This window comes from Stutzerimonas chloritidismutans AW-1 (assembly GCF_000495915.1).
In the GTDB taxonomy this organism is placed as follows: Bacteria; Pseudomonadota; Gammaproteobacteria; order Pseudomonadales; family Pseudomonadaceae; genus Stutzerimonas; species Stutzerimonas chloritidismutans.
Genome location: NZ_AOFQ01000041.1, coordinates 36,187 through 58,877 on the forward strand (window position 1 = coordinate 36,187; position 22,691 = coordinate 58,877).

Sequence of the window (22,691 nt, forward strand, 5' to 3'; positions counted from 1 at the left end):
CCGGGTGTGTAGAGGACTTTCACCTCCAAGTCGCCAGGCTCACCACCACAGTGAACCCGACAGCGCCAGTCACGGCGCTACGCGCCATGCCTGGCGCACCATAAAAAAACCGAGCCAAAAGGCTCGGTTTTTAATTGCCGCTACCGATCTTACTCGGCGGCTTCCACTTCACCAGTGACCGGACGGTCAACCAGCTCGACGTAAGCCATAGGTGCGTTGTCACCAGCGCGGAAGCCGCACTTGAGGATACGCAGATAGCCGCCCTGACGGGTGGCGTAACGCTTGCCCAGATCGTTGAACAGCTTGCCTACGGCAGCCTTCGAACGAGTACGGTCGAAAGCCAGACGACGGTTAGCGACGCTATCTTCCTTAGCCAGGGTGATCAGCGGCTCGGCAACGCGACGCAGCTCCTTGGCCTTGGGCAGGGTGGTCTTGATCAGTTCGTGCTCGAACAGCGACACCGCCATGTTTTGAAACATGGCCTTGCGGTGGGCGCTGGTGCGGCTCAGGTGACGGCCACTTTTACGATGACGCATGATTGAAATTCCTTACCAAACGTTCAGTTCGGTTACTGGGGGCGATCAGGCAGTGGCCTTATCGTCCTTCTTGAGACTTGCCGGCGGCCAGTTATCCAGACGCATACCGAGGGACAAACCACGCGAAGCCAGAACGTCCTTGATCTCAGTCAGGGACTTCTTGCCCAGATTCGGCGTCTTCAACAGCTCTACTTCGGTGCGCTGAATCAGATCACCAATGTAGTAGATGTTTTCCGCCTTCAGGCAGTTGGCCGAACGTACGGTCAGCTCCAGGTCATCAACCGGACGCAACAGGATCGGATCGATCTCGTCTTCCTGCTCGATTACAACCGGCTCGCTGTCGCCCTTGAGGTCGACGAACGCAGCCAGCTGTTGCTGCAGGATGGTCGCTGCACGACGGATCGCCTCTTCGGGATCCAGGGTGCCGTTGGTTTCCAGGTCAATGACCAGTTTGTCCAGGTTGGTGCGCTGCTCGACACGAGCATTTTCGACCACGTAAGCCACGCGACGAACCGGGCTGAAAGTGGCGTCGAGCTGCAGACGACCGATGCTACGGCTTTCGTCTTCATCGCTCTGACGCGCATCAGCAGGCTCGTAACCGCGGCCGCGAGCGACCTTGAGCTTCATGTTGAGCGAGCCGTTGGCCGCCAGATTGGCGATCAGGTGATCGCCATTGACGATTTCGACATCGTGATCCAGCTGGATATCGGCAGCGGTAACAGCGCCCGCGCCCTTCTTCACCAGGCTCAAGGTCACTTCATCACGGCCGTGCAGCTTGATGGCGATACCTTTGAGGTTGAGCAGGATTTCGATGACATCTTCCTGCACGCCCTCGATGGCGCTGTACTCGTGGAGCACACCGTCGATCTCCGCCTCGACCACAGCGCAGCCGGGCATGGAGGACAACAGAATACGACGCAGCGCGTTGCCAAGGGTGTGGCCAAAACCACGCTCGAGGGGCTCGAGAGTGATCTTGGCACGGGTCGGACTGACCACCTGCACATCGATATGGCGGGGGGGCAGGAACTCATTTACCGAACTCTGCATGGATACACCTATTTTCTAGCCCTTACTTGGAGTAGAGCTCGACAATCAGGTTTTCGTTGATGTCGGCGGACAGATCGCTGCGAGCCGGAACATTCTTGAAAACACCGGATTTCTTGTCGGCATCTACTTCGACCCATTCAACGCGACCGCGCTGAGCGCACAGTTCGAGGGCCTGGGCGATACGCAGCTGGTTACGGCACTTCTCACGAACAGCCACTACGTCACCGGCCTTGACCTGGTAAGACGGAATGTTCACGGTCTGACCGTTGACACTGATTGACTTGTGCGAGACCAGCTGACGCGATTCGGCACGAGTAGAGCCGAAGCCCATGCGGTACACGACGTTGTCCAGACGGCACTCGAGCAGCTGCAGCAGATTCTCACCGGTAGCGCCCTTACGGCTGGCTGCTTCCTTGTAATAACCACTGAACTGACGCTCCAGCACACCGTAGATGCGGCGTACCTTCTGCTTTTCACGCAGCTGGGTGCCGTAATCGGACAGACGTCCGCGACGCTGACCGTGAACACCCGGCGGGGTTTCGATATTGCACTTGGATTCGAGCGCGCGCGCACCACTCTTCAGGAAGAGATCGGTGCCTTCACGACGAGACAGTTTGCACTTGGGACCAATATAACGAGCCATTCTTCACTGTCTCCTGATTACACGCGGCGCTTCTTCGGCGGACGGCACCCGTTATGCGGGATAGGCGTCACGTCGGTGATGCTGGCGATTTTATAACCACATGCGTTCAAAGCACGCACGGCGGACTCCCGACCCGGACCTGGGCCCTTGACGTTGACGTCGAGGTTCTTCAGGCCGTACTCCAGCGCAGCCTGACCAGCGCGCTCTGCAGCGATCTGGGCAGCGAACGGAGTGCTCTTACGCGAGCCGCGGAAACCGGAACCACCCGAAGTAGCCCAGGACAACGCATTGCCCTGACGATCGGTGATGGTCACGATGGTGTTGTTGAAAGACGCGTGGATGTGGGCGATGCCATCAACCACTGTCTTTTTGACTTTTTTACGAGGACGAGCAGCAGGTTTTGCCATGACTAAATTCCTGTCGATTCGCTAACGCGATTACTTGCGGATCGGCTTGCGCGGGCCCTTACGGGTACGTGCGTTGGTCTTGGTACGCTGACCGCGAACCGGCAGACCACGACGATGACGCAGGCCGCGATAGCAACCCAGGTCCATCAAGCGCTTGATTTTCATGTTGACTTCGCGACGCAGGTCGCCTTCAACGATGAACTTGCCGACTTCGCCACGCAGCAGTTCGACCTGCTCGTCGGAAAGATCCTTGATCTTCGCTGCCGGATTCACACCGGTAGCAGCACAGATTTCCTGTGCACGGGTGCGACCAACACCGTAGATGTAGGTCAGCGAGATAACAGTGTGCTTGTTATCCGGAATGTTGACGCCTGCAATACGGGCCATTCAGTGAAACTCCAATTGACAGCTACCTACGCCCCGGAAGCCAAGAAAAGGGCGCGAGATATTAACGCTGTAATAACAAATATTCAACCCGGCAGCGCACTAGCTGCCGGGTTATAACGCCTTACACAATCAGCCTTGGCGCTGCTTGTGACGCGGTTCTGCGCTACAGATCACGCGCACGACACCGTCGCGACGGATGATCTTGCAGTTACGGCACAGCTTTTTAACCGATGCACGAACTTTCATCACCAACTCCTAGAACCTTACGAGCCACCTCAGCGGAGCATTCCACTGCCGTAGCCCTTCAGGTTGGCTTTCTTCATGAGGGAATCGTACTGGTGCGACATGAGGTGTGACTGCACTTGGGACATGAAGTCCATTACAACCACGACCACGATCAGCAACGAGGTCCCACCAAGGTAGAACGGCACGTTGGCTGCAACCACAAGAAACTGTGGCAGCAGGCAGACAGCCGTCATGTACAGGGCGCCGAACATGGTCAAACGAGTCAACACGCCATCAATGTAGCGAGCCGACTGCTCACCAGGACGAATCCCGGGAATAAACGCGCCAGACTTCTTCAGGTTCTCTGCTACGTCTTTCGGATTGAACATCAATGCCGTATAGAAGAAGCAGAAGAAGATGATCCCGGCACTGAACAGCAGAATGTTCAACGGCTGCCCGGGCGCGATCGCCTGCGAAATGTCAGCCAACCAGCCCATGCTCTCTGACTGACCGAACCACTGCCCCAGCGAAGCCGGGAACAGCAGAATGCTGCTGGCAAAGATAGCCGGGATGACCCCCGCCATATTCACCTTCAACGGCAAGTGACTGGTCTGCGCGGCAAAGACCTTACGGCCCTGCTGACGCTTCGCGTAGTGAACCGCGATACGGCGCTGACCACGCTCGATAAACACCACGAAACCGATGATCGCTACAGCGAGCAGGCCAACAGCAAGCAGCGCGATGATATTGATATCGCCCTGGCGAGCAGATTCGAACGACTGACCGAGCGCACCCGGCAAGCCGGCGACGATACCTGCGAAGATCAACATCGAGATACCGTTGCCAACGCCACGCTCGGTGATCTGCTCACCCAGCCACATCATGAACATCGCACCAGACACGAACGTCGTGATGGCCACGAAGTAGAAGCCGAAATCGTTGCTGAACGCGACACCTTGCCCCGCCAACCCGACCGACATACCGATCGCCTGAACGATGGCCAGCACGAGCGTACCGTAACGCGTGTACTGACTGATCTTGCGACGACCGGCCTCACCTTCTTTCTTCAACTGCTCCAGCTGTGGGCTGACAGCGGTCATGAGCTGCATGATGATCGATGCCGAAATGTACGGCATGATCCCCAAAGCAAAAATACTCATGCGCTCCAGCGCACCACCGGAAAACATGTTGAACAAGCTAAGGATGGTCCCCTCGTTCTGACGGAACAGCTCGGCCAGCCGATCGGGATTTATCCCGGGAACAGGGATGTGTGCGCCAATCCGATAGACGATGATCGCCATGAACAGAAAGCGCAGACGAGCCCAGAGTTCGGACAGACCACCATTACTCAGCGCGGAGAGAGCACCTTGCTTAGCCATTTATTCCTCGAACTTGCCGCCAGCTGCTTCGATAGCCGCACGCGCACCTTTGGTGGCTGCGATACCCTTGAGAGTAACCGCACGACCAACCTCGCCCGACAGCATGATCTTCACGCGCTGTACGTTCTGGTTGATTACGTTGGCGTCTTTCAGGCTTTGCACGGTAACGACATCACCTTCCACCTTGGCCAACTCAGAGGTACGAACCTCAGCGCGGTCCATGGCTTTCAGCGAAACGAAACCGAACTTCGGCAGACGACGATGCAGAGGCTGCTGACCACCCTCGAAACCGGGAGCGATCTTGCCGCCGGAACGAGAGGTCTGACCCTTGTGACCACGGCCACAGGTCTTGCCCAGGCCACTACCGATACCACGACCGGGACGCAGCTTTTCGCGACGGGCACCCGGCGCAGAACGCAGATCGTTCAGTTGCATGGCTTAGCCCTCCACACGGAGCATGTAATAAGCCTTGTTGATCATGCCGCGATTTTCAGGAGTATCCTGAACCTCGACGGTGTGACCAATGCGACGCAGGCCAAGACCCTTGACGCACAGCTTGTGATTGGGGATACGACCGCTGACACTCTTGATCAGCGTGACCTTGACGGTGTTAGCCATGATCAGGAAATCTCCTCGACGCTCTTGCCACGCTTGGCAGCAATCGACTCAGGCGACTGCATCGCCTTCAGACCCTTAAAGGTGGCGTGAACCACGTTGACCGGGTTGGTAGAGCCGTAGCACTTGGCCAGTACGTTCTGAACGCCAGCAACTTCCAGAATGGCGCGCATGGCACCACCGGCAATCACGCCGGTACCCTCGGAGGCAGGCTGCATGTAGACCTTGGACGCGCCATGCGCGGCCTTGGTGGCGTACTGCAGAGTAGTGCCATTCAGGTCGACCTGGATCATGTTGCGGCGAGCCGCCTCCATAGCCTTTTGAATAGCAGCCGGTACTTCACGGGACTTGCCACGACCGAAGCCGACACGACCCTTGCCATCACCGACCACAGTCAGCGCGGTGAAGGTGAAGATACGACCACCTTTTACAGTTTTTGCGACGCGGTTAACTTGAACCAGCTTCTCGATGTAGCCTTCGTCGCGCTTTTGCTCGTTATTTGCCATAACTTAGAACTCCAGCCCGCCTTCACGAGCAGCTTCAGCCAGTGCCTTGACACGACCGTGGTACTTGAAGCCAGAACGGTCGAACGCCACCTGAGTGACACCTGCGGCTTTCGCGCGCTCAGCGACCAGCTGACCGACTTTCTTGGCAGCGTCGACGTTGCCGGTGGCGGCGTCACGCAGTTCTTTGTCCAGAGTCGAGGCGCTGGCCAGGACCTTGCCGCCGTCGGCCGAAAGGACCTGGGCGTAGATGTGCTGGGAAGAGCGGTACACGCAGAGGCGTACGGTTTCCAGCTCGCGCATCTTCAGGCGTGCCTTGCGAGCGCGACGCAGACGAGTTTCTTTCTTTACGCTCATTTGCTATGCCCTACTTCTTCTTAGCTTCTTTGCGACGGACTACTTCATCCGAGTACCGCACGCCTTTGCCCTTGTAGGGCTCAGGGCGACGGAAGTCGCGGATTTCAGCAGCCACCTGACCGACCAGTTGCTTGTCGACACCCTTGATCAGGATATCGGTCTGGCTGGGGGTCTCAGCGGTAACGCCTTGCGGCAGTTCGTAATCCACCGGATGCGAGAAACCGAGAGCCAGGGACAGCACTTGACCTTTGGCTTGCGCCTTGTAACCAACACCAACCAGCTGAAGCTTGCGCTCGAAGCCTTGGCTGACGCCGATCACCATGTTGTTGACCAGCGCACGGGTAGTGCCGGCCATGGCGCGAGTTTGCTGATCACCATTACGGCCAGCAAAACGCAGCTCACCAGACTCCTGGATGACCTCCACGGACGGATGAACATTCAGTTCGAGAGCGCCTTTTGCGCCCTTCACCGAAAGCTGCTGACCAGACATCTTGATTTCGACGCCAGCAGGCAGCTTGACGGGGTTCTTAGCAACGCGAGACATGCTTATCCCCCCTTAGAACACAGTGCAGAGCACTTCGCCGCCAACACCAGCAGCCCGAGCAGCCCGATCAGTCATCACACCCTTGTTGGTGGAGACAATCGACACACCCAAACCGCCACGTACTTTCGGCAACTGGTCAACGGATTTGTACTGGCGCAGGCCAGGACGACTTACGCGCTTGAGCTCCTCGATGACCGGACGGCCTTCGAAATACTTCAGCTCGATGGACAGTTGCGGCTTGGCGTCGCCACTGACCTGGTATCCCGCGATATAGCCTTCACCTTGAAGAACGTTGGCAACAGCCACCTTCAGAGTGGAAGACGGCATGCTTACGACGGACTTTTCGGCCATCTGGGCATTACGGATACGAGTTAGCATGTCCGCTAACGGGTCCTGCATACTCATGGGCTCTTAGCTCCTAATACAAAAAAATAAGCCTTGGACGGCTCGTGTCGCCAACAGGCAAACCCCACAAAAATGCAAGGCTCAGGCGAGCCGGGCATTCTAGAGAGTTGCCAGAAACGAATCAAGCCCCATGAGGGGCTTGAACGAAAAACAAACAGGACCCGCAGGGCCCTGGATGCTTCTATTACCAGCTGGCCTTAACCAGACCCGGCACGTCACCACGCATTGCCGCCTGACGCAGCATGTTGCGCGCGAGGCCGAACTTGCGGTAAACGCCGTGCGGACGACCAGTCAGACGGCAGCGGTTGCGCAGGCGCGAAGCGCTTGCGTCACGAGGCTGCTTCTGCAGTGCGACCTGAGCTTCCCAGCGCGCTTCCGGAGAGGACTCCGGGCTTGCGATGATTGCTTTCAGTGCAGCACGCTTCTGGGCGAACTTGGCGACCGTTTGCTGACGCTTCAGCTCACGGTTCTTCATGCTTTGCTTAGCCATGTGCCTACTCCAATCAGTTACGGAACGGGAAGTTGAAAGCGCGCAGCAGAGCGCGACCTTCTTCATCCGTCCGAGCAGTAGTGGTCAGAGTGATGTCCAGACCACGCAGGGCATCGATCTTGTCGTAATCGATTTCCGGGAAGATGATCTGCTCTTTGACGCCCATACTGTAGTTGCCGCGGCCATCGAAGGACTTGGCATTCAGGCCGCGGAAGTCACGCACGCGCGGCAGGGAGATCGAAAGCAGGCGATCCAGGAATTCATACATACGATCACTGCGCAGCGTGACCTTGACGCCGATCGGCCAGCCTTCGCGGACTTTGAAGCCTGCGATGGACTTGCGAGCGTGAGTCACTACAACCTTCTGGCCGGTGATCTTTTCCAGGTCAGCAACAGCATTGTCGATGATCTTCTTGTCACCGATCGCTTCGCCGATACCCATGTTGAGGGTGATCTTGGTGATACGCGGAACTTCCATCACGTTGCCAAGCTTCAGTTCTTCCTTCAGCTTGGGCGCGATTTCCTTCCGATAAACTTCTTTTAGTCGTGCCATGGTTATCTACCTAGCAGTCTCAAGCGTCAACCGGCTTCTGGGTCGACTTGAAGACACGAATTTTCTTGCCTTCTTCAACCTTGAAGCCAACGCGGTCTGCCTTGTTGGTCTCACCGTTGAAAATGGCGACGTTAGAGACGTGCAAAGGCGCCTCCTTCTCGACGATACCGCCCTGAACGCCGGACATCGGGTTAGGCTTGGTATGGCGCTTTACGAGATTGATCCCGCCAACGACCAGACGGTCGTCCGCGAGGACCTTCAGCACCTTACCGCGCTTGCCCTTGTCTTTGCCGGCGATGACGATGATCTCGTCGTTGCGACGAATCTTTTGCATGCGGCTACTCCTTACAGCACTTCAGGGGCGAGCGAGACGATCTTCATGAACTTCTCGGTACGAAGTTCACGCGTCACCGGCCCAAAGATACGGGTGCCGATAGGCTCCTGCTTGTTGTTCAGCAGAACAGCAGCATTGCCATCGAAGCGAATGATGGAGCCATCGGGACGACGAACACCGTGACGAGTGCGAACCACAACAGCGGTCATCACCTGGCCTTTCTTGACCTTGCCACGAGGAATCGCTTCCTTGACGGTTACTTTGATAATGTCGCCGATGCCGGCGTAACGACGGTGAGAACCGCCGAGCACCTTGATACACATGACGCGACGAGCGCCACTGTTATCAGCCACATCGAGCATGGATTGAGTCTGAATCATATAATTTCTCCGACCCCTAGCCCTTAGACTTCGACGGCGCGTTCAACGACATCAACCAGCATCCAGGACTTGGTCTTTGCCAGCGGACGAGTCTCGCGGATGGTGACCTTGTCGCCGATACGGCACTGGTTGGTTTCGTCGTGGGCGTGCAGTTTGGTCGAACGCTTCACGTATTTACCGTAGATCGGGTGCTTGACGCGACGCTCGATCAGAACGGTGATGGTCTTGTCCATCTTGTCGCTGACGACGCGGCCGGTCAGCGTGCGGACGGTTTTCTGAGCTTCAGCCATGATCACTTACCTGCCTGCTGGTTGAGCACAGTCTTGACACGAGCGATGTCGCGCTTGACTTGCGAGAGCAGGTGAGACTGCCCCAACTGGCCAGTCGCTTTCTGCATACGCAGATTGAACTGGTCCCGCAGCAGCTCGAGCAGTTGCTCGTTCAGCTGCTCAACGGATTTTTCACGAAGTTCATTCGCTTTCATCACATCACCGTCCGCTTAACAAAGGAGGTGGCGAGCGGCAGCTTTGCAGCGGCCAGGGCGAAAGCCTCACGCGCCAGCTCTTCGGAAACACCCTCGATCTCGTAGAGCACCTTGCCCGGCTGAATCTGGGCTACCCAGTACTCGACGCTACCCTTACCTTTACCCATCCGGACTTCCAGAGGCTTCTTGGTTACAGGCTTGTCGGGGAACACGCGGATCCAGATCTTTCCGCCACGCTTTACGTGACGGGTGAGCGCACGACGTGCAGCCTCGATCTGACGCGCGGTCAGACGACCACGGGAAACAGACTTCAGCGCGAATTCGCCGAAGCTGACCTTGCTACCGCGCTGAGCCAGACCACGGTTGTGGCCGGTCATCTGCTTGCGGAATTTTGTACGCTTGGGTTGCAACATTTGGCGTACCCCTTACTTAGCAGCTTTTTTACGAGGAGCAGGCGCTTGAGGCTTGAGCTCTTCATGGCGACCACCAATTACTTCGCCCTTGAAGATCCACACCTTCACGCCGATCACACCGTAAGTGGTGTGCGCTTCGTAAGTGTTGTAATCGATATCGGCACGCAGGGTGTGCAGAGGCACACGACCTTCGCGATACCACTCGGTACGGGCAATTTCAGCCCCACCCAGACGACCACTGACCTGGATCTTGATGCCTTTGGCACCAATGCGCATGGCGTTCTGTACGGCGCGCTTCATGGCGCGACGGAACATCACGCGACGCTCCAGCTGCTGAGCTACGCTCTGTGCAACCAGCATTGCGTCGAGCTCCGGCTTGCGGATCTCTTCGATATTGATGTGCACCGGCACACCCATTTGCTTGGTCAGGTCCTGACGCAGCTTCTCAACATCCTCACCCTTCTTGCCGATCACAATGCCGGGACGAGCGGTGTGGATGGTGATGCGTGCGGTTTGAGCCGGGCGATGGATATCGATACGGCTTACGGACGCGCTTTTTAATTTGTCTTGGAGGTACTCACGCACGTTCAGATCTGCAAGCAGATAGTCTGCATACGTGCGGCCGTCTGCGTACCAGACGGAGGTGTGCTCCTTGACGATTCCCAGGCGAATGCCAGTGGGATGTACTTTCTGACCCATCTGATCGACTCCGTTACTTGTCCGCAACCTTGACAGTGATATGGCAAGACCGCTTGACGATGCGATCAGCGCGGCCTTTGGCACGCGGCATGATGCGCTTAAGCGAACGCCCCTCGTTGACGAAGACCGTGGAGACTTTCAAGTCATCCACATCTGCGCCTTCGTTGTGCTCGGCGTTGGCAACGGCCGACTCCAGCACTTTCTTCATGATCTCGGCGGCTTTCTTGCTACTGAAAGCCAGGAGGTTGAGCGCTTCGCCCACCTTCTTCCCGCGGATCTGGTCGGCGACCAGGCGGGCTTTCTGGGCGGAGATGCGAGCGCCCGACAACTTAGCGGCTACTTCCATCTTTCCTTACCCCTTAGCGCTTGCCTTTCTTGTCCGCCACATGCCCGCGATATGTACGGGTTGCAGCGAACTCGCCGAGTTTGTGGCCGACCATGTCTTCGGACACGAGGACCGGTACATGTTGACGACCGTTATGTACAGCGATGGTCAGACCGACCATTTGCGGCAGGATCATCGAACGACGCGACCAGGTTTTAACTGGCTTACGATCGCTCTTTTCCACCGCCGCTTCGACCTTCTTCAGTAGGTGAAGATCGATAAAAGGACCTTTTTTCAGAGAACGCGGCACTGTCGTATCCCTCTAGTTACTTGCGACGACGGACAATCATGTTATCGGTGCGCTTGTTAGTGCGGGTCTTCGCGCCCTTAGTCGGGAAGCCCCATGGCGACACCGGATGACGACCACCGGAGGTACGACCTTCACCACCACCGTGCGGGTGATCGACCGGGTTCATCGCGACACCACGAACGGTAGGACGAATGCCCTTCCAGCGCTTAGCCCCTGCCTTGCCCAGCGAACGCAGGCTGTGCTCGGAGTTCGAGACCTCGCCCAGGGTCGCACGGCACTCGGCCAGCACCTTGCGCATCTCGCCGGAGCGCAGACGCAGCGTCACGTAGGAACCCTCGCGAGCAACCAGCTGAGCAGAAGCGCCAGCGGAGCGAGCGATCTGAGCACCCTTACCCGGCTTGAGCTCGACACCGTGAACGGTAGAACCCAGCGGGATGTTGCGCAGCGGCAGGCTGTTGCCAGCCTTGATCGGAGCATTGATGCCCGAGACCAGTTGATCGCCAGCGCTTACACCCTTCGGCGCGATGATGTAGCGACGCTCACCATCGGCATACTTCAGCAGCGCAATGTGCGCAGTACGGTTCGGGTCATATTCGATACGCTCGACGATGGCAGGAATACCATCCTTGTTGCGACGAAAATCAACCAGACGGTAATGCTGCTTGTGACCACCACCAATGTGGCGAGTGGTGATACGACCGTTGTTGTTACGGCCGCCAGTCTTCGACTTCTTCTCGAGCAGCGGTGCGTAAGGAGCGCCTTTGTGCAGCTCCTGATTGACCACCTTGACCACAAAACGGCGGCCCGCGGAAGTCGGTTTGCATTTAACGATTGCCATGATGCACCCCTTCCTTACTCAGCACTGCCGGAGAAATCGAGATCCTGGCCCGGCTGAAGCGCGATATATGCCTTCTTCCAGTCGTTGCGCTTGCCCAGACCGCGAGCGGTACGCTTGGTCTTGCCCTGAACGTTCAGGGTGTTGACGGCGGCGACCTTCACGTCGAACAGGCTCTCAACAGCCTTCTTGATTTCCAGCTTGGTTGCGTCGGTCGCAACCTTGAAAACGAATTGCTTCTTGCTGTCAGCCAGCACGGTAGCCTTCTCAGAGACGTGCGGACCAAGCAGGACTTTGAATACGCGTTCCTGGTTCATCCCAGCAGCTCCTCGAATTTCTTCACAGCCGACACGGTGATCAACACCTTGTCATAGGCGATCAGGCTGACCGGATCGGAACCCTGGACATCACGCACATCGACATGCGGCAGGTTGCGCGCAGCCAGGTACAGGTTCTGATCGACAGCATCGGAAACGATCAGCACATCGCTCAGGCCCATACCATTGAGCTTGCTAGCAAGCACCTTGGTTTTCGGCGCGTCGACGGCGAAATCTTCTACGACAACCAGACGCTCGGAGCGGACCAGCTCAGCAAGAATGGAACGCAGCGCAGCGCGATACATCTTCTTGTTCAGCTTCTGATCATGGTTCTGAGGACGCGCGGCGAATGTTACGCCACCGCCACGCCAGATCGGGCCACGACTGGTACCAGCACGAGCACGACCTGTGCCCTTCTGGCGCCACGGACGCTTGCCACCACCGGACACATCGGAGCGGGTTTTCTGCTGCTTGCTACCCTGACGACCGCCGGCCATGTAGGCGACGACTGCCTGGTGCACCAGCGTCTCGTTGAACTCACCACCAAAGGTGCGATCGGAGACTTCGATGGCCTGTGCGCCATTTACATTCAATTGCATGTGAACTCCCCCTTAACCGCGAGCCTTGGCGGCCGGACGCACGAGCACGTCACCACCAGTGGCACCGGGCACTGCGCCCTTCACCAAAAGCAGATTCCGCTCAGCATCGACACGCACGATTTCCAGAGACTGCACGGTTACGCGCTCGGCGCCCATGTGCCCGGACATCTTCTTGCCCTTGAATACACGACCTGGGGTCTGGCACTGACCGATAGAGCCCGGGACGCGGTGGGATACGGAGTTACCGTGGGTATTGTCCTGACCACGGAAGTTCCAACGCTTGATGGTACCGGCGAAGCCTTTACCCTTGGACTGACCGGTGACATCCACCATCTGCCCAGCCTGGAAAATCTCAGCGTTGATCTGGTCACCAGCCTGGAACTCCTCGCTATCGAGACGGAATTCCCAGACGCCACGACCAGCAGCAACATTCGCTTTAGCGAAGTGACCGGCCTGAGCCTTGGTAACACGGGACGCGCGACGCTCGCCGACAGTGACCTGCACTGCACGATAGCCATCGCTCTCTTCATTCTTGAACTGAGTGACGCGATTCGGCTCGATCTCGATGACCGTAACCGGAATAGAGACACCATCCTCGGTGAAAACGCGGGTCATACCGCATTTGCGACCGACTACACCAATAGTCATTTTGAAACCTCTTGAGTGTACGGGGCTTTCACCCGCTATGGCCGCCCATTTCAGAGCGTTACACGACTAAAACTCTCAGGTTTTAGCCGAGGCTGATCTGCACTTCCACACCAGCCGCAAGATCGAGCTTCATCAGCGCATCGACGGTTTTGTCGGTCGGCTGAACAATGTCCAGCACACGCTTGTGGGTTCGAATTTCATACTGATCGCGCGCGTCTTTATTGACGTGCGGAGAGACCAGCACAGTGAACCGCTCTTTGCGGGTTGGCAGCGGAATCGGACCACGCACCTGAGCACCAGTACGTTTCGCGGTTTCCACGATTTCCTGGGTTGATTGATCGATCAGGCGATGGTCAAAAGCCTTCAACCGAATACGGATTTGTTGGTTTTGCATTTTGACCTCAGACTCCAAGTAGCCACCCTACCAGGCGCAATACCCCCGGTAAAAGGAGGCGCAATTGTACGGATGCGCCCATAGGGTGTCAATAAATGATCAATAATAGAAAAAGGCCCCCGAGGGGGCCTTTTTCATCATCGTCAATTATTACTCGACGATCTTGGCAACCACGCCAGCACCAACGGTACGACCACCCTCGCGAATTGCGAAGCGCAGGCCGTCTTCCATGGCGATCGGCTTGATCAGGGTGACAACCATTTTTACGTTGTCGCCCGGCATTACCATCTCAACGCCTTCCGGCAGTTCGCACGAACCGGTCACGTCGGTGGTACGGAAGTAGAACTGCGGACGATAGCCCTTGAAGAACGGGGTGTGACGACCACCCTCTTCCTTGGACAGAACGTACACTTCGGCTTCGAACTTGGTGTGCGGCTTGATGGTGCCCGGCTTGGCCAGAACCTGGCCACGCTCGACGTCATCACGCTTGGTACCACGCAGCAGAACGCCGCAGTTCTCACCGGCACGACCTTCGTCGAGCAGCTTGCGGAACATTTCGACACCGGTACAGGTGGTCTTGGTGGTATCACGCAGACCAACGATCTCGATCTCTTCCTGAACCTTGACGATGCCGCGCTCAACACGACCAGTCACAACGGTACCGCGACCGGAAATGGAGAACACGTCTTCGATCGGCATCAGGAACGGCTTGTCGATGGCGCGAACCGGCTCAGGGATGTAGGTATCCAGAGTCTCGACCAGCTTCTTGACCGCAGTAGTGCCCAGCTCGTTGTCATCTTCGCCATTCAGCGCCATCAGCGCGGAACCGATGATGATCGGCGTGTCGTCACCCGGGAAATCATAGGTCGACAGCAGATCACGAACTTCCATTTCGACCAGCTCGAGCAGCTCGGCATCGTCGACCATGTCGGCCTTGTTCAGGAACACGACGATGTACGGAACACCCACCTGACGAGACAGTAGGATGTGCTCGCGAGTCTGCGGCATGGGGCCGTCAGCAGCGGAGCAAACCAGGATCGCACCATCCATCTGGGCAGCACCGGTGATCATGTTCTTCACATAGTCAGCGTGACCCGGGCAGTCAACATGCGCGTAGTGACGGACATTGGAGTCGTACTCTACGTGAGCGGTGTTGATGGTGATACCGCGAGCCTTCTCTTCGGGCGCGCTATCGATCTTGTCGAAGTCGACACGAGCGGAGCCGAAAACTTCGGAGCACACGCGAGTCAGAGCAGCAGTCAGAGTGGTCTTGCCATGGTCGACGTGACCAATGGTGCCGACGTTGACGTGCGGTTTGTTACGTTCGAACTTTTCCTTAGCCACGACAGTAAACCTCTTACTTAAAGGGCTGAATCAACCTTGTTTTTTGACGAGCGTCTCGACGATATTCGCCGGCGCCTCAGCGTATTTGGAGAATTCCATGGAGTAGCTCGCGCGACCCTGAGACATGGAACGAACGTCGGTTGCATAACCGAACATTTCCCCAAGCGGAACCTCGGCACGGATAACCTTGCCGGAGACCGAGTCTTCCATACCCTGGATCAGACCACGACGACGGTTCAGGTCACCCATTACATCGCCCATGTAGTCTTCAGGGGTCACCACTTCAACCTTCATGATCGGCTCAAGCACTTTACCGCCGCCCTTACCGGCCAGCTGCTTGGTCGCCATGGAAGCTGCAACCTTGAACGCCATCTCGTTAGAGTCGACGTCATGGTAGGAACCATCGAACACGGTAGCCTTCAGGCCGATCAGCGGATAGCCGGCGACAACGCCGTTCTTCATCTGCTCTTCGATTCCCTTCTGGATCGCCGGGATGTATTCCTTCGGAACTACACCACCTACCACTTCGTTGGTGAACACCAAGCCTTCAGTGATATTGCCCTTTTCATCCACGTCCGGAGTGGAGAAACGGATCCAGCAATGACCGAACTGGCCGCGACCACCGGACTGACGAACGAACTTACCTTCGATCTCGACATTGTCCTTGGTGATAGTTTCGCGGTAAGACACCTGCGGCTTGCCGATGTTGGCTTCGACGTTGAACTCGCGACGCATACGATCGACAAGGATGTCGAGGTGAAGCTCACCCATACCCGAGATGATGGTCTGACCGGTTTCTTCGTCGGTCTGAACACGGAACGATGGATCTTCCTGAGCCAGCTTGCCCAGCGCGATACCCATCTTCTCCTGGTCAGCCTTAGTCTTCGGCTCAACGGCTACCGAAATTACCGGCTCAGGGAAGTCCATGCGCTCGAGAATGATCGGCTTGTCGATCGAGCAGAGCGTGTCACCAGTGGTGACATCCTTCATGCCGATCAGAGCAGCGATATCACCCGCGCGACACTCCTTGATCTCTTCACGCTGGTTGGCGTGCATCTGCACCATCCGACCCACGCGCTCCTTCTTGCCCTTGACCGAGTTCATCACCGAGTCACCGGAAGAGAGAACGCCGGAGTAGACGCGAGCGAAGGTCAAGGTACCGACGAAGGGGTCGGTAGCGATCTTGAACGCCAGAGCGGAGAAAGGCTCTTCATCGTTGGCGTAACGCTCATCGGTCAGCTCTTCGTTATCCGGATTTACGCCCTGGATTGCGGGAATTTCAGTCGGCGCAGGCAGGAAGTCGATAACGGCATCGAGAACCAGAGGCACGCCCTTGTTCTTGAAGGACGAGCCACAGACAGCCGGAACGATTTCACAGGCAATCGTGCGCTGACGCAGACCAGCCTTGATCTCGTCAACGGTGAGCTCACCACCCTCGAGATACTTGTTCATCAGCTCTTCGTTGGCCTCGGCCGCAGCCTCGATCATGTTGGAGCGATACTCTTCAGCCAGATCCATCAGCTCTGCCGGAATCTCTTCCTCGCGATAGCTGGTGCCCTTGTCTTCATCGTTCCAGTAGATGGCCTTCATCTTGATCAGATCGATCTGACCTTCGAAGTTCTCTTCGGAGCCGATAGCAAGCTGGACCGGCACCGGGGTGTGACCCAGTCGCTGCTTGATCTGACCAACTACGCGCAGGAAGTTGGCTCCCTGGCGGTCCATCTTGTTCACGTAGACGATACGCGGAACACCGTACTTGTTGGCCTGACGCCATACAGTCTCGGACTGCGGCTCAACGCCGGAAGTACCGCAGAATACAACCACAGCACCATCGAGAACGCGGAGCGAGCGCTCCACTTCAATGGTGAAGTCAACGTGACCGGGAGTATCGATGACGTTGACGCGATAGTTGTCGTACTGACCGCGCGAACCCTGCCAGAAGGTCGTTACAGCAGCAGAGGTAATGGTAATACCACGCTCCTGCTCCTGAACCATCCAGTCGGTAGTCGCTGCACCGTCGTGCACTTCACCCATCTTATGGCTGAGGCCAGTGTAGAACAGAATCCGCTCCGTCGTGGTGGTCTTGCCCGCGTCGACGTGGGCACAGATACCGATGTTACGGTAGCGGTTGATAGGGGTAGTACGGGCCACAATAAGGTCCTCGTAAAAGTTGCGCTTGATTTAGAAGCGGTAGTGCGAGAAGGCCTTGTTGGCTTCAGCCATACGGTGCACGTCTTCACGCTTCTTGACTGCAGCGCCTTTACCTTCAAAAGCATCCATAAGCTCGCCAGCAAGGCGCAGCGCCATGGATTTCTCGCCACGCTTGCGCGCAGCGTCTACCAGCCAGCGCATGGCCAGGGCATTGCGACGGGAAGGACGAACTTCGACCGGAACCTGGTAGGTAGCACCGCCAACACGGCGGGATTTGACTTCGACCAGCGGAGCGATGGCATCGAGTGCTTTTTCGAAGATTTCCAGGGGATCGCTGTTCTTGCGCTCCTTCACCTTGTCCAAGGCACCATAAACAATACGCTCGGCAACGGCTTTCTTGCCGCTTTCCATCACGTGGTTCATGAACTTGGCCAGGATCAGACTTCCGTATTTCGGATCGTCAAGGATCTCGCGCTTGGCTGCTACACGACGTCTTGGCATTGATAAGCCCTCAAACGGTCTTCAGGTTAGCTCGGAACGGTAACGCACAGGCTACGCCCGACCTTACTCTTATCGACTCAAATAAATAGAAATGCTGCTTACTTCGGACGCTTGGCGCCGTACTTGGAACGACCCTGCTTACGGTCTTTCACGCCGGAAGTATCCAGCGAGCCGCGCACGGTGTGGTAACGCACACCCGGAAGGTCTTTTACACGACCGCCACGGATCAGCACTACGCTGTGCTCTTGCAGGTTGTGACCTTCACCGCCGATGTACGAGGCGACTTCATAGCCATTGGTCAGACGAACACGGCAAACCTTACGAAGTGCAGAGTTCGGTTTCTTCGGCGTGGTGGTGTACACACGAGTGCACACGCCACGACGTTGCGGGCAGTTTTGCAGCGCAGGGACGTCGCTTTTCTCGACGACCCGCTTACGCGGCTGACGTACCAGCTGGTTGATAGTTGCCATCTACTAGCTCCACTGTTGTCTTTCGACACAAACGAAAAATGGCAGGGCACGAAGCCCCGCCAAATTAGGGGTACGAGAGTCTAAAGAGCTTCTCGCCCACCGTCAAGGCAGGCCCCGGCTTGTAACCGAGGCCAAGCACTTTAGTTACCGCTGGAGTTCAACGCCTCAGTCAGAGCTGCTTCGACCTCATCGGCGCTCACGCGAACGGGCTTGTCGGCTTCACGCTTGCGCTTACGCTCGCTGTGATACTGCAGGCCCGTACCAGCTGGAATCAGGCGACCCACGACTACGTTTTCCTTGAGACCGCGCAGATAATCGCGCTTGCCAGTAACGGCAGCCTCGGTCAGAACACGCGTTGTTTCCTGGAACGACGCCGCAGAAATGAACGACTCGGTCGACAACGACGCCTTGGTGATACCCAGCAGAACGCGGACGTACTTGGAGACGAACTTGTCGTCGTCGCTCAAACGCTCGTTTTCTTCCAATACCTGGGTCAGCTCCATCTGGTCACCCTTGATGAAGCTGGAATCACCCGACTCACTGATCTCAACCTTGCGCAGCATTTGCCGCAGGATGGTCTCGATGTGCTTATCGTTGATCTTCACGCCTTGCAGACGGTACACGTCCTGAATTTCATTGACGATGTACTTGGCCAGCGCACTGACACCCAAGAGACGAAGGATGTCATGCGGGTTGCTCGGGCCATCAGAGATGACCTCGCCCTTGTTCACCTGCTCGCCTTCGAAGACGTTCAGGTGACGCCACTTCGGAATCAGTTCCTCGTACGGATCGCTACCGTCTGTAGGCGTGATCACCAGGCGGCGCTTGCCCTTGGTTTCCTTGCCGAAGGAAATCGTACCGCTGATTTCCGCCAGGATGGACGGCTCCTTCGGACGACGTGCTTCGAACAGGTCAGCAACGCGCGGCAGACCACCGGTGATATCGCGGGTCTTCGAGGTTTCCTGCGGGATACGTGCGATGACGTCGCCCACGTTGATCTCGGCACCGTCAGCCACACCCACCAGGGCGTTAGCCGGCAGGAAGTACTGAGCAGGCACGTCGGTACCCGGCAGCAGCAGCTCCTTGCCATTGGCGTCGACCATCTTGATCGCTGGGCGAATATCTTTGCCCGATGCCGGACGGTCCTTCGGATCCATCACTTCGATGTTGGTCAGACCGGTCAACTCGTCGGTCTGGCGCTTGATGGTGATGTTCTCTTCCATGCCGACGAAGGTCACGACACCCTTCATCTCGGTGACGATCGGGTGAGTGTGCGGGTCCCACTTGGCGACCACAGCACCCGCATCGACCTTGTCGCCTTCCTTGACGGAAATCACCGCGCCGTACGGCAGCTTGTAGCGCTCGCGCTCACGACCGAAGTCGTCGGCCACCGCCAGCTCACCGGAGCGGGATACCGCCACCAGCGCACCATCGGCACGTTCTACGTGTTTCAGGTTATGCAGACGAATGGTGCCGCCGTTCTTAACCATGACGTTGTCGACAGCAGAAGTACGGCTGGCCGCACCACCAATGTGGAACGTACGCATGGTCAGCTGGGTACCCGGCTCACCGATGGACTGAGCAGCGATAACGCCCACCGCCTCACCGATGTTCACCTGATGCCCGCGGGCCAAGTCGCGGCCGTAGCACTTGGCGCAGATACCGTAGCGGGTTTCGCAGGAAATAGGCGAGCGCACGACCACTTCGTCGATGCTGTTCAATTCGATGAAGTCGACCCACTGCTCGTCGACCAACGTACCAGCCGGTACCAGTACATCATCGGTGCCCGGCTTGAGTACGTCACGCGCAATCACACGACCGAGAACGCGCTCACCCAGCGGCTCGACTACGTCACCACCCTCGATGTGCGGGGTCATGAACAGCCCCTGCTCGGTACCGCAATCGACCTCCGTAACCACGAGATCCTGCGCAACGTCGACGAGACGACGAGTCAGGTAACCGGAGTTCGCGGTTTTCAGAGCGGTATCCGCCAGACCCTTACGAGCACCGTGAGTGGAGATGAAGTACTGGAGTACGTTCAGACCTTCACGGAAATTCGCGGTAATCGGCGTTTCGATGATCGAGCCGTCCGGCTTGGCCATCAGACCACGCATACCGGCGAGCTGGCGAATCTGCGCAGCGGAACCCCGCGCGCCCGAGTCGGCCATCATGTACATCGAGTTGAACGAGTCCTGCTCGGCTTCGTTACCATCACGATCAATGACCTTCTCCTTGGAGAGGTTGGCCATCATCGCCTTGGAGACTTCATCGTTGGCCTTGGACCAAAGGTCGATCACCTTGTTGTACTTCTCGCCCTGGGTTACTAGGCCGGAAGCGTACTGGCTTTCGATCTCTTTAACTTCCTCGGTTGCCGCATCGATGATGCGTGCTTTCTCATCCGGAATGACGAAGTCATTCACGCCGATGGAAACACCGGAGATAGTCGAGTAGGCGAAACCGGTGTACATCAGCTGGTCGGCGAAGATCACAGTGTCCTTCAGGCCAACAGTGCGGTAGCACAGGTTGATCAGCTTGGAGATTGCCTTTTTCTTCATCGGCTGGTTGACCACGTCGAACGACAGGCCGGCCGGCACGATCTGGAACAACAGCGCGCGACCAACAGTGGTGTCGACGATACGGGTGTTCTTGGTGATGCTGCCGTCACGATCCTTGATGGTTTCGTTGATGCGCACCTTCACCCGGGCGTGCAGCGACGCTTCGCCGGCGCGGAAGACACGGTCGACTTCCTGCAGATCCGCGAAGACCCGGCCTTCACCCTTCGCGTTGATGGCTTCACGGGTCATGTAGTACAGACCCAGAACCACGTCCTGCGACGGCACGATGATCGGCTCGCCATTGGCTGGCGAAAGGATGTTGTTGGTCGACATCATCAGCGCGCGCGCTTCCAGCTGGGCTTCTAGGGTCAGCGGCACGTGCACGGCCATCTGGTCACCGTCGAAGTCGGCGTTGTACGCCGCGCAGACCAGCGGGTGCAGCTGAATCGCCTTGCCTTCGATCAGCACCGGCTCAAACGCCTGGATACCCAGACGGTGCAGGGTCGGCGCGCGGTTGAGCAGCACGGGGTGTTCGCGAATGACTTCGGCGAGAACGTCCCAGACCTCGGGCAGCTCGCGCTCTACCATCTTCTTGGCCGCCTTGATGGTGGTGGCCATGCCGCGCATTTCGAGCTTGCCGAAAATAAACGGCTTGAATAGCTCGAGAGCCATCTTCTTCGGCAGACCGCACTGATGCAGACGCAGAGTCGGGCCCACGGTGATCACGGAACGACCGGAGTAGTCCACGCGCTTACCGAGCAGGTTCTGACGGAAGCGACCCTGCTTACCCTTGATCATGTCAGCCAGCGACTTCAGCGGACGCTTGTTCGAGCCGGTGATGGCGCGACCGCGGCGACCGTTGTCCAGCAACGCATCGACGGCTTCCTGCAGCATGCGCTTTTCGTTGCGCACGATGATGTCCGGCGCCGACAGGTCGAGCAGACGCTTCAAACGGTTGTTACGATTGATCACGCGGCGATACAGATCGTTGAGATCCGAAGTCGCGAAACGACCGCCATCCAGCGGAACCAACGGACGCAGATCCGGCGGCAGTACTGGCAGCACGGTGAGAATCATCCACTCCGGCAGGTTGCCCGAGCCGTGGAACGCTTCCATCAGCTTCAGCCGCTTGGAGAGCTTCTTGATCTTGGTTTCGGAGTTGGTCTGCGGGATTTCCTCGCGCAGGCGACCGATTTCGTGCTCCAGGTCGATCTGGATCAACAGCTCGCGCACAGCCTCGGCACCCATGCGGGCATCGAAGTCGTCACCGAACTCTTCCAGCGCTTCGAAGTACTGCTCGTCATTAAGCAGCTGACCCTTTTCCAGGGTAGTCATGCCCGGATCGATGACGACATAGCTTTCGAAATAGAGCACGCGCTCGATGTCGCGCAGAGTCATGTCCAGCAGTAGGCCGATACGGGACGGCAGCGACTTCAGGAACCAGATGTGGGCGACCGGCGAAGCCAGCTCAATGTGCGCCATGCGCTCCCGGCGTACCTTGGCCAGCGCGACTTCCACACCACACTTCTCGCAGATGACACCGCGGTGCTTGAGGCGCTTGTACTTACCGCACAGGCACTCGTAGTCCTTTACCGGACCAAAGATCTTGGCGCAGAACAGACCGTCGCGCTCCGGCTTGAACGTACGGTAGTTGATGGTTTCCGGCTTCTTTACTTCACCGAAGGACCAGGAACGGATCATCTCGGGCGAAGCCAGGGCAATCTTGATGGCATCGAACTCTTCGATTTGACCCTGGTTTTTCAACAGATTCAGCAAGTCTTTCAAGGCCTTTCCTCCTCACGGACCTGCGACACCCGGCCAGTGCCGGGCGCCGCGCAGGC

General features: G+C 57.4%; 33 protein-coding genes. All 33 read right to left on the bottom strand.

Annotated elements, in window-relative coordinates:
* Positions 1–149: 149 nt before the first annotated feature.
* Entirely contained in the window at positions 150–536 is a 387-nt protein-coding gene (rplQ, locus tag F753_RS38070) for a 50S ribosomal protein L17 (protein WP_003304056.1), read from the bottom strand.
* Between the two features lie 45 nt (positions 537–581).
* Positions 582–1,583: a DNA-directed RNA polymerase subunit alpha gene (locus F753_RS38075; RefSeq protein ID WP_023445631.1), complete on the bottom strand. Its 1,002-nt coding sequence runs from the start codon at positions 1,581–1,583 to the stop codon at positions 582–584.
* 22 nt (positions 1,584–1,605) lie between these two features.
* Positions 1,606–2,226 (bottom strand): 30S ribosomal protein S4, encoded by a 621-nt coding sequence (gene rpsD, locus F753_RS38080; protein ID WP_003293044.1) that lies wholly within the window; start codon positions 2,224–2,226, stop codon positions 1,606–1,608.
* A 17-nt stretch (positions 2,227–2,243) separates the two neighbouring features.
* A complete protein-coding gene (gene rpsK, locus F753_RS38085) occupies positions 2,244–2,633 on the bottom strand; it encodes a 30S ribosomal protein S11 (protein WP_003281811.1) in 390 nt (129 codons plus the stop codon).
* A gap of 30 nt (positions 2,634–2,663) precedes the next feature.
* Positions 2,664–3,020: a 30S ribosomal protein S13 gene (gene rpsM, locus F753_RS38090; RefSeq protein WP_003289190.1), complete on the bottom strand. Its 357-nt coding sequence runs from the start codon at positions 3,018–3,020 to the stop codon at positions 2,664–2,666.
* Positions 3,021–3,149: 129 nt separating this feature from the next.
* Positions 3,150–3,266 (bottom strand): 50S ribosomal protein L36, encoded by a 117-nt coding sequence (gene rpmJ, locus F753_RS38095; RefSeq protein WP_003281814.1) that lies wholly within the window; start codon positions 3,264–3,266, stop codon positions 3,150–3,152.
* Between the two features lie 29 nt (positions 3,267–3,295).
* Positions 3,296–4,624: a preprotein translocase subunit SecY gene (secY, locus tag F753_RS38100; RefSeq protein ID WP_003304058.1), complete on the bottom strand. Its 1,329-nt coding sequence runs from the start codon at positions 4,622–4,624 to the stop codon at positions 3,296–3,298.
* On the bottom strand, positions 4,625–5,059 hold the full coding sequence (gene rplO, locus F753_RS38105) for a 50S ribosomal protein L15 (protein ID WP_014821627.1): 435 nt from the start codon (positions 5,057–5,059) through the stop codon (positions 4,625–4,627).
* Between the two features lie 3 nt (positions 5,060–5,062).
* Positions 5,063–5,242: a 50S ribosomal protein L30 gene (rpmD, locus tag F753_RS38110; RefSeq protein ID WP_003281818.1), complete on the bottom strand. Its 180-nt coding sequence runs from the start codon at positions 5,240–5,242 to the stop codon at positions 5,063–5,065.
* Positions 5,243–5,244: 2 nt separating this feature from the next.
* Positions 5,245–5,745 carry a 30S ribosomal protein S5 gene (rpsE, locus tag F753_RS38115; protein WP_003304059.1) on the bottom strand — a complete coding sequence of 167 codons (501 nt, stop codon included), beginning with the start codon at positions 5,743–5,745 and terminating at the stop codon, positions 5,245–5,247.
* Between the two features lie 3 nt (positions 5,746–5,748).
* On the bottom strand, positions 5,749–6,099 hold the full coding sequence (rplR, locus tag F753_RS38120) for a 50S ribosomal protein L18 (protein ID WP_003304061.1): 351 nt from the start codon (positions 6,097–6,099) through the stop codon (positions 5,749–5,751).
* 10 nt (positions 6,100–6,109) lie between these two features.
* On the bottom strand, positions 6,110–6,643 hold the full coding sequence (gene rplF / locus F753_RS38125; RefSeq protein WP_014821628.1) for a 50S ribosomal protein L6: 534 nt from the start codon (positions 6,641–6,643) through the stop codon (positions 6,110–6,112).
* 12 nt (positions 6,644–6,655) lie between these two features.
* Positions 6,656–7,048 (bottom strand): 30S ribosomal protein S8, encoded by a 393-nt coding sequence (gene rpsH, locus F753_RS38130; protein WP_003293036.1) that lies wholly within the window; start codon positions 7,046–7,048, stop codon positions 6,656–6,658.
* Between the two features lie 184 nt (positions 7,049–7,232).
* Positions 7,233–7,538, bottom strand: a complete 306-nt coding sequence (rpsN, locus tag F753_RS38135; RefSeq protein ID WP_014821629.1) for a 30S ribosomal protein S14 — start codon at positions 7,536–7,538, stop codon at positions 7,233–7,235.
* A 13-nt stretch (positions 7,539–7,551) separates the two neighbouring features.
* Entirely contained in the window at positions 7,552–8,091 is a 540-nt protein-coding gene (rplE, locus tag F753_RS38140) for a 50S ribosomal protein L5 (RefSeq protein WP_003304066.1), read from the bottom strand.
* A 19-nt stretch (positions 8,092–8,110) separates the two neighbouring features.
* Positions 8,111–8,425: a 50S ribosomal protein L24 gene (gene rplX, locus F753_RS38145; protein WP_003304067.1), complete on the bottom strand. Its 315-nt coding sequence runs from the start codon at positions 8,423–8,425 to the stop codon at positions 8,111–8,113.
* An 11-nt stretch (positions 8,426–8,436) separates the two neighbouring features.
* Positions 8,437–8,805 (bottom strand): 50S ribosomal protein L14, encoded by a 369-nt coding sequence (gene rplN, locus F753_RS38150; RefSeq protein ID WP_003281831.1) that lies wholly within the window; start codon positions 8,803–8,805, stop codon positions 8,437–8,439.
* Positions 8,806–8,828: 23 nt separating this feature from the next.
* Entirely contained in the window at positions 8,829–9,095 is a 267-nt protein-coding gene (gene rpsQ, locus F753_RS38155) for a 30S ribosomal protein S17 (protein WP_003293030.1), read from the bottom strand.
* Positions 9,096–9,097: 2 nt separating this feature from the next.
* Positions 9,098–9,289 (bottom strand): 50S ribosomal protein L29, encoded by a 192-nt coding sequence (gene rpmC / locus F753_RS38160; RefSeq protein ID WP_003281834.1) that lies wholly within the window; start codon positions 9,287–9,289, stop codon positions 9,098–9,100.
* On the bottom strand, positions 9,289–9,702 hold the full coding sequence (rplP, locus tag F753_RS38165; RefSeq protein WP_003281836.1) for a 50S ribosomal protein L16: 414 nt from the start codon (positions 9,700–9,702) through the stop codon (positions 9,289–9,291). Before rplP ends, rpmC begins: the two co-directional genes overlap by 1 nt.
* Positions 9,703–9,714: 12 nt before the next feature.
* Complete coding sequence (gene rpsC, locus F753_RS38170) at positions 9,715–10,401, bottom strand: 30S ribosomal protein S3 (RefSeq protein WP_003289210.1); 687 nt, start codon at positions 10,399–10,401, stop codon at positions 9,715–9,717.
* 13 nt (positions 10,402–10,414) lie between these two features.
* Complete coding sequence (gene rplV, locus F753_RS38175; protein WP_003103908.1) at positions 10,415–10,747, bottom strand: 50S ribosomal protein L22; 333 nt, start codon at positions 10,745–10,747, stop codon at positions 10,415–10,417.
* 13 nt (positions 10,748–10,760) lie between these two features.
* Entirely contained in the window at positions 10,761–11,036 is a 276-nt protein-coding gene (gene rpsS / locus F753_RS38180; protein WP_014821630.1) for a 30S ribosomal protein S19, read from the bottom strand.
* Between the two features lie 16 nt (positions 11,037–11,052).
* Positions 11,053–11,874: a 50S ribosomal protein L2 gene (rplB, locus tag F753_RS38185; protein ID WP_003281841.1), complete on the bottom strand. Its 822-nt coding sequence runs from the start codon at positions 11,872–11,874 to the stop codon at positions 11,053–11,055.
* A gap of 14 nt (positions 11,875–11,888) precedes the next feature.
* Positions 11,889–12,188, bottom strand: coding sequence for a 50S ribosomal protein L23 (gene rplW, locus F753_RS38190; protein WP_003281842.1), 300 nt, complete (start codon positions 12,186–12,188; stop codon positions 11,889–11,891).
* On the bottom strand, positions 12,185–12,787 hold the full coding sequence (gene rplD / locus F753_RS38195; RefSeq protein ID WP_014821631.1) for a 50S ribosomal protein L4: 603 nt from the start codon (positions 12,785–12,787) through the stop codon (positions 12,185–12,187). The genes rplW and rplD overlap by 4 nt, the downstream gene beginning before the upstream one ends.
* A gap of 12 nt (positions 12,788–12,799) precedes the next feature.
* Positions 12,800–13,435 (bottom strand): 50S ribosomal protein L3, encoded by a 636-nt coding sequence (gene rplC / locus F753_RS38200; RefSeq protein ID WP_023445633.1) that lies wholly within the window; start codon positions 13,433–13,435, stop codon positions 12,800–12,802.
* A gap of 82 nt (positions 13,436–13,517) precedes the next feature.
* Positions 13,518–13,829, bottom strand: a complete 312-nt coding sequence (rpsJ, locus tag F753_RS38205) for a 30S ribosomal protein S10 (protein WP_003186070.1) — start codon at positions 13,827–13,829, stop codon at positions 13,518–13,520.
* A 150-nt stretch (positions 13,830–13,979) separates the two neighbouring features.
* Complete coding sequence (tuf, locus tag F753_RS38210; RefSeq protein ID WP_014821633.1) at positions 13,980–15,173, bottom strand: elongation factor Tu; 1,194 nt, start codon at positions 15,171–15,173, stop codon at positions 13,980–13,982.
* A gap of 30 nt (positions 15,174–15,203) precedes the next feature.
* Positions 15,204–17,324 (bottom strand): elongation factor G, encoded by a 2,121-nt coding sequence (gene fusA, locus F753_RS38215; protein ID WP_014821634.1) that lies wholly within the window; start codon positions 17,322–17,324, stop codon positions 15,204–15,206.
* Between the two features lie 30 nt (positions 17,325–17,354).
* Positions 17,355–17,825: a 30S ribosomal protein S7 gene (rpsG, locus tag F753_RS38220; protein WP_003280834.1), complete on the bottom strand. Its 471-nt coding sequence runs from the start codon at positions 17,823–17,825 to the stop codon at positions 17,355–17,357.
* A 98-nt stretch (positions 17,826–17,923) separates the two neighbouring features.
* Positions 17,924–18,295 carry a 30S ribosomal protein S12 gene (gene rpsL / locus F753_RS38225; RefSeq protein WP_003280832.1) on the bottom strand — a complete coding sequence of 124 codons (372 nt, stop codon included), beginning with the start codon at positions 18,293–18,295 and terminating at the stop codon, positions 17,924–17,926.
* A 140-nt stretch (positions 18,296–18,435) separates the two neighbouring features.
* Positions 18,436–22,635, bottom strand: a complete 4,200-nt coding sequence (gene rpoC, locus F753_RS38230; RefSeq protein ID WP_014821635.1) for a DNA-directed RNA polymerase subunit beta' — start codon at positions 22,633–22,635, stop codon at positions 18,436–18,438.
* Positions 22,636–22,691 lie beyond the last annotated feature (56 nt).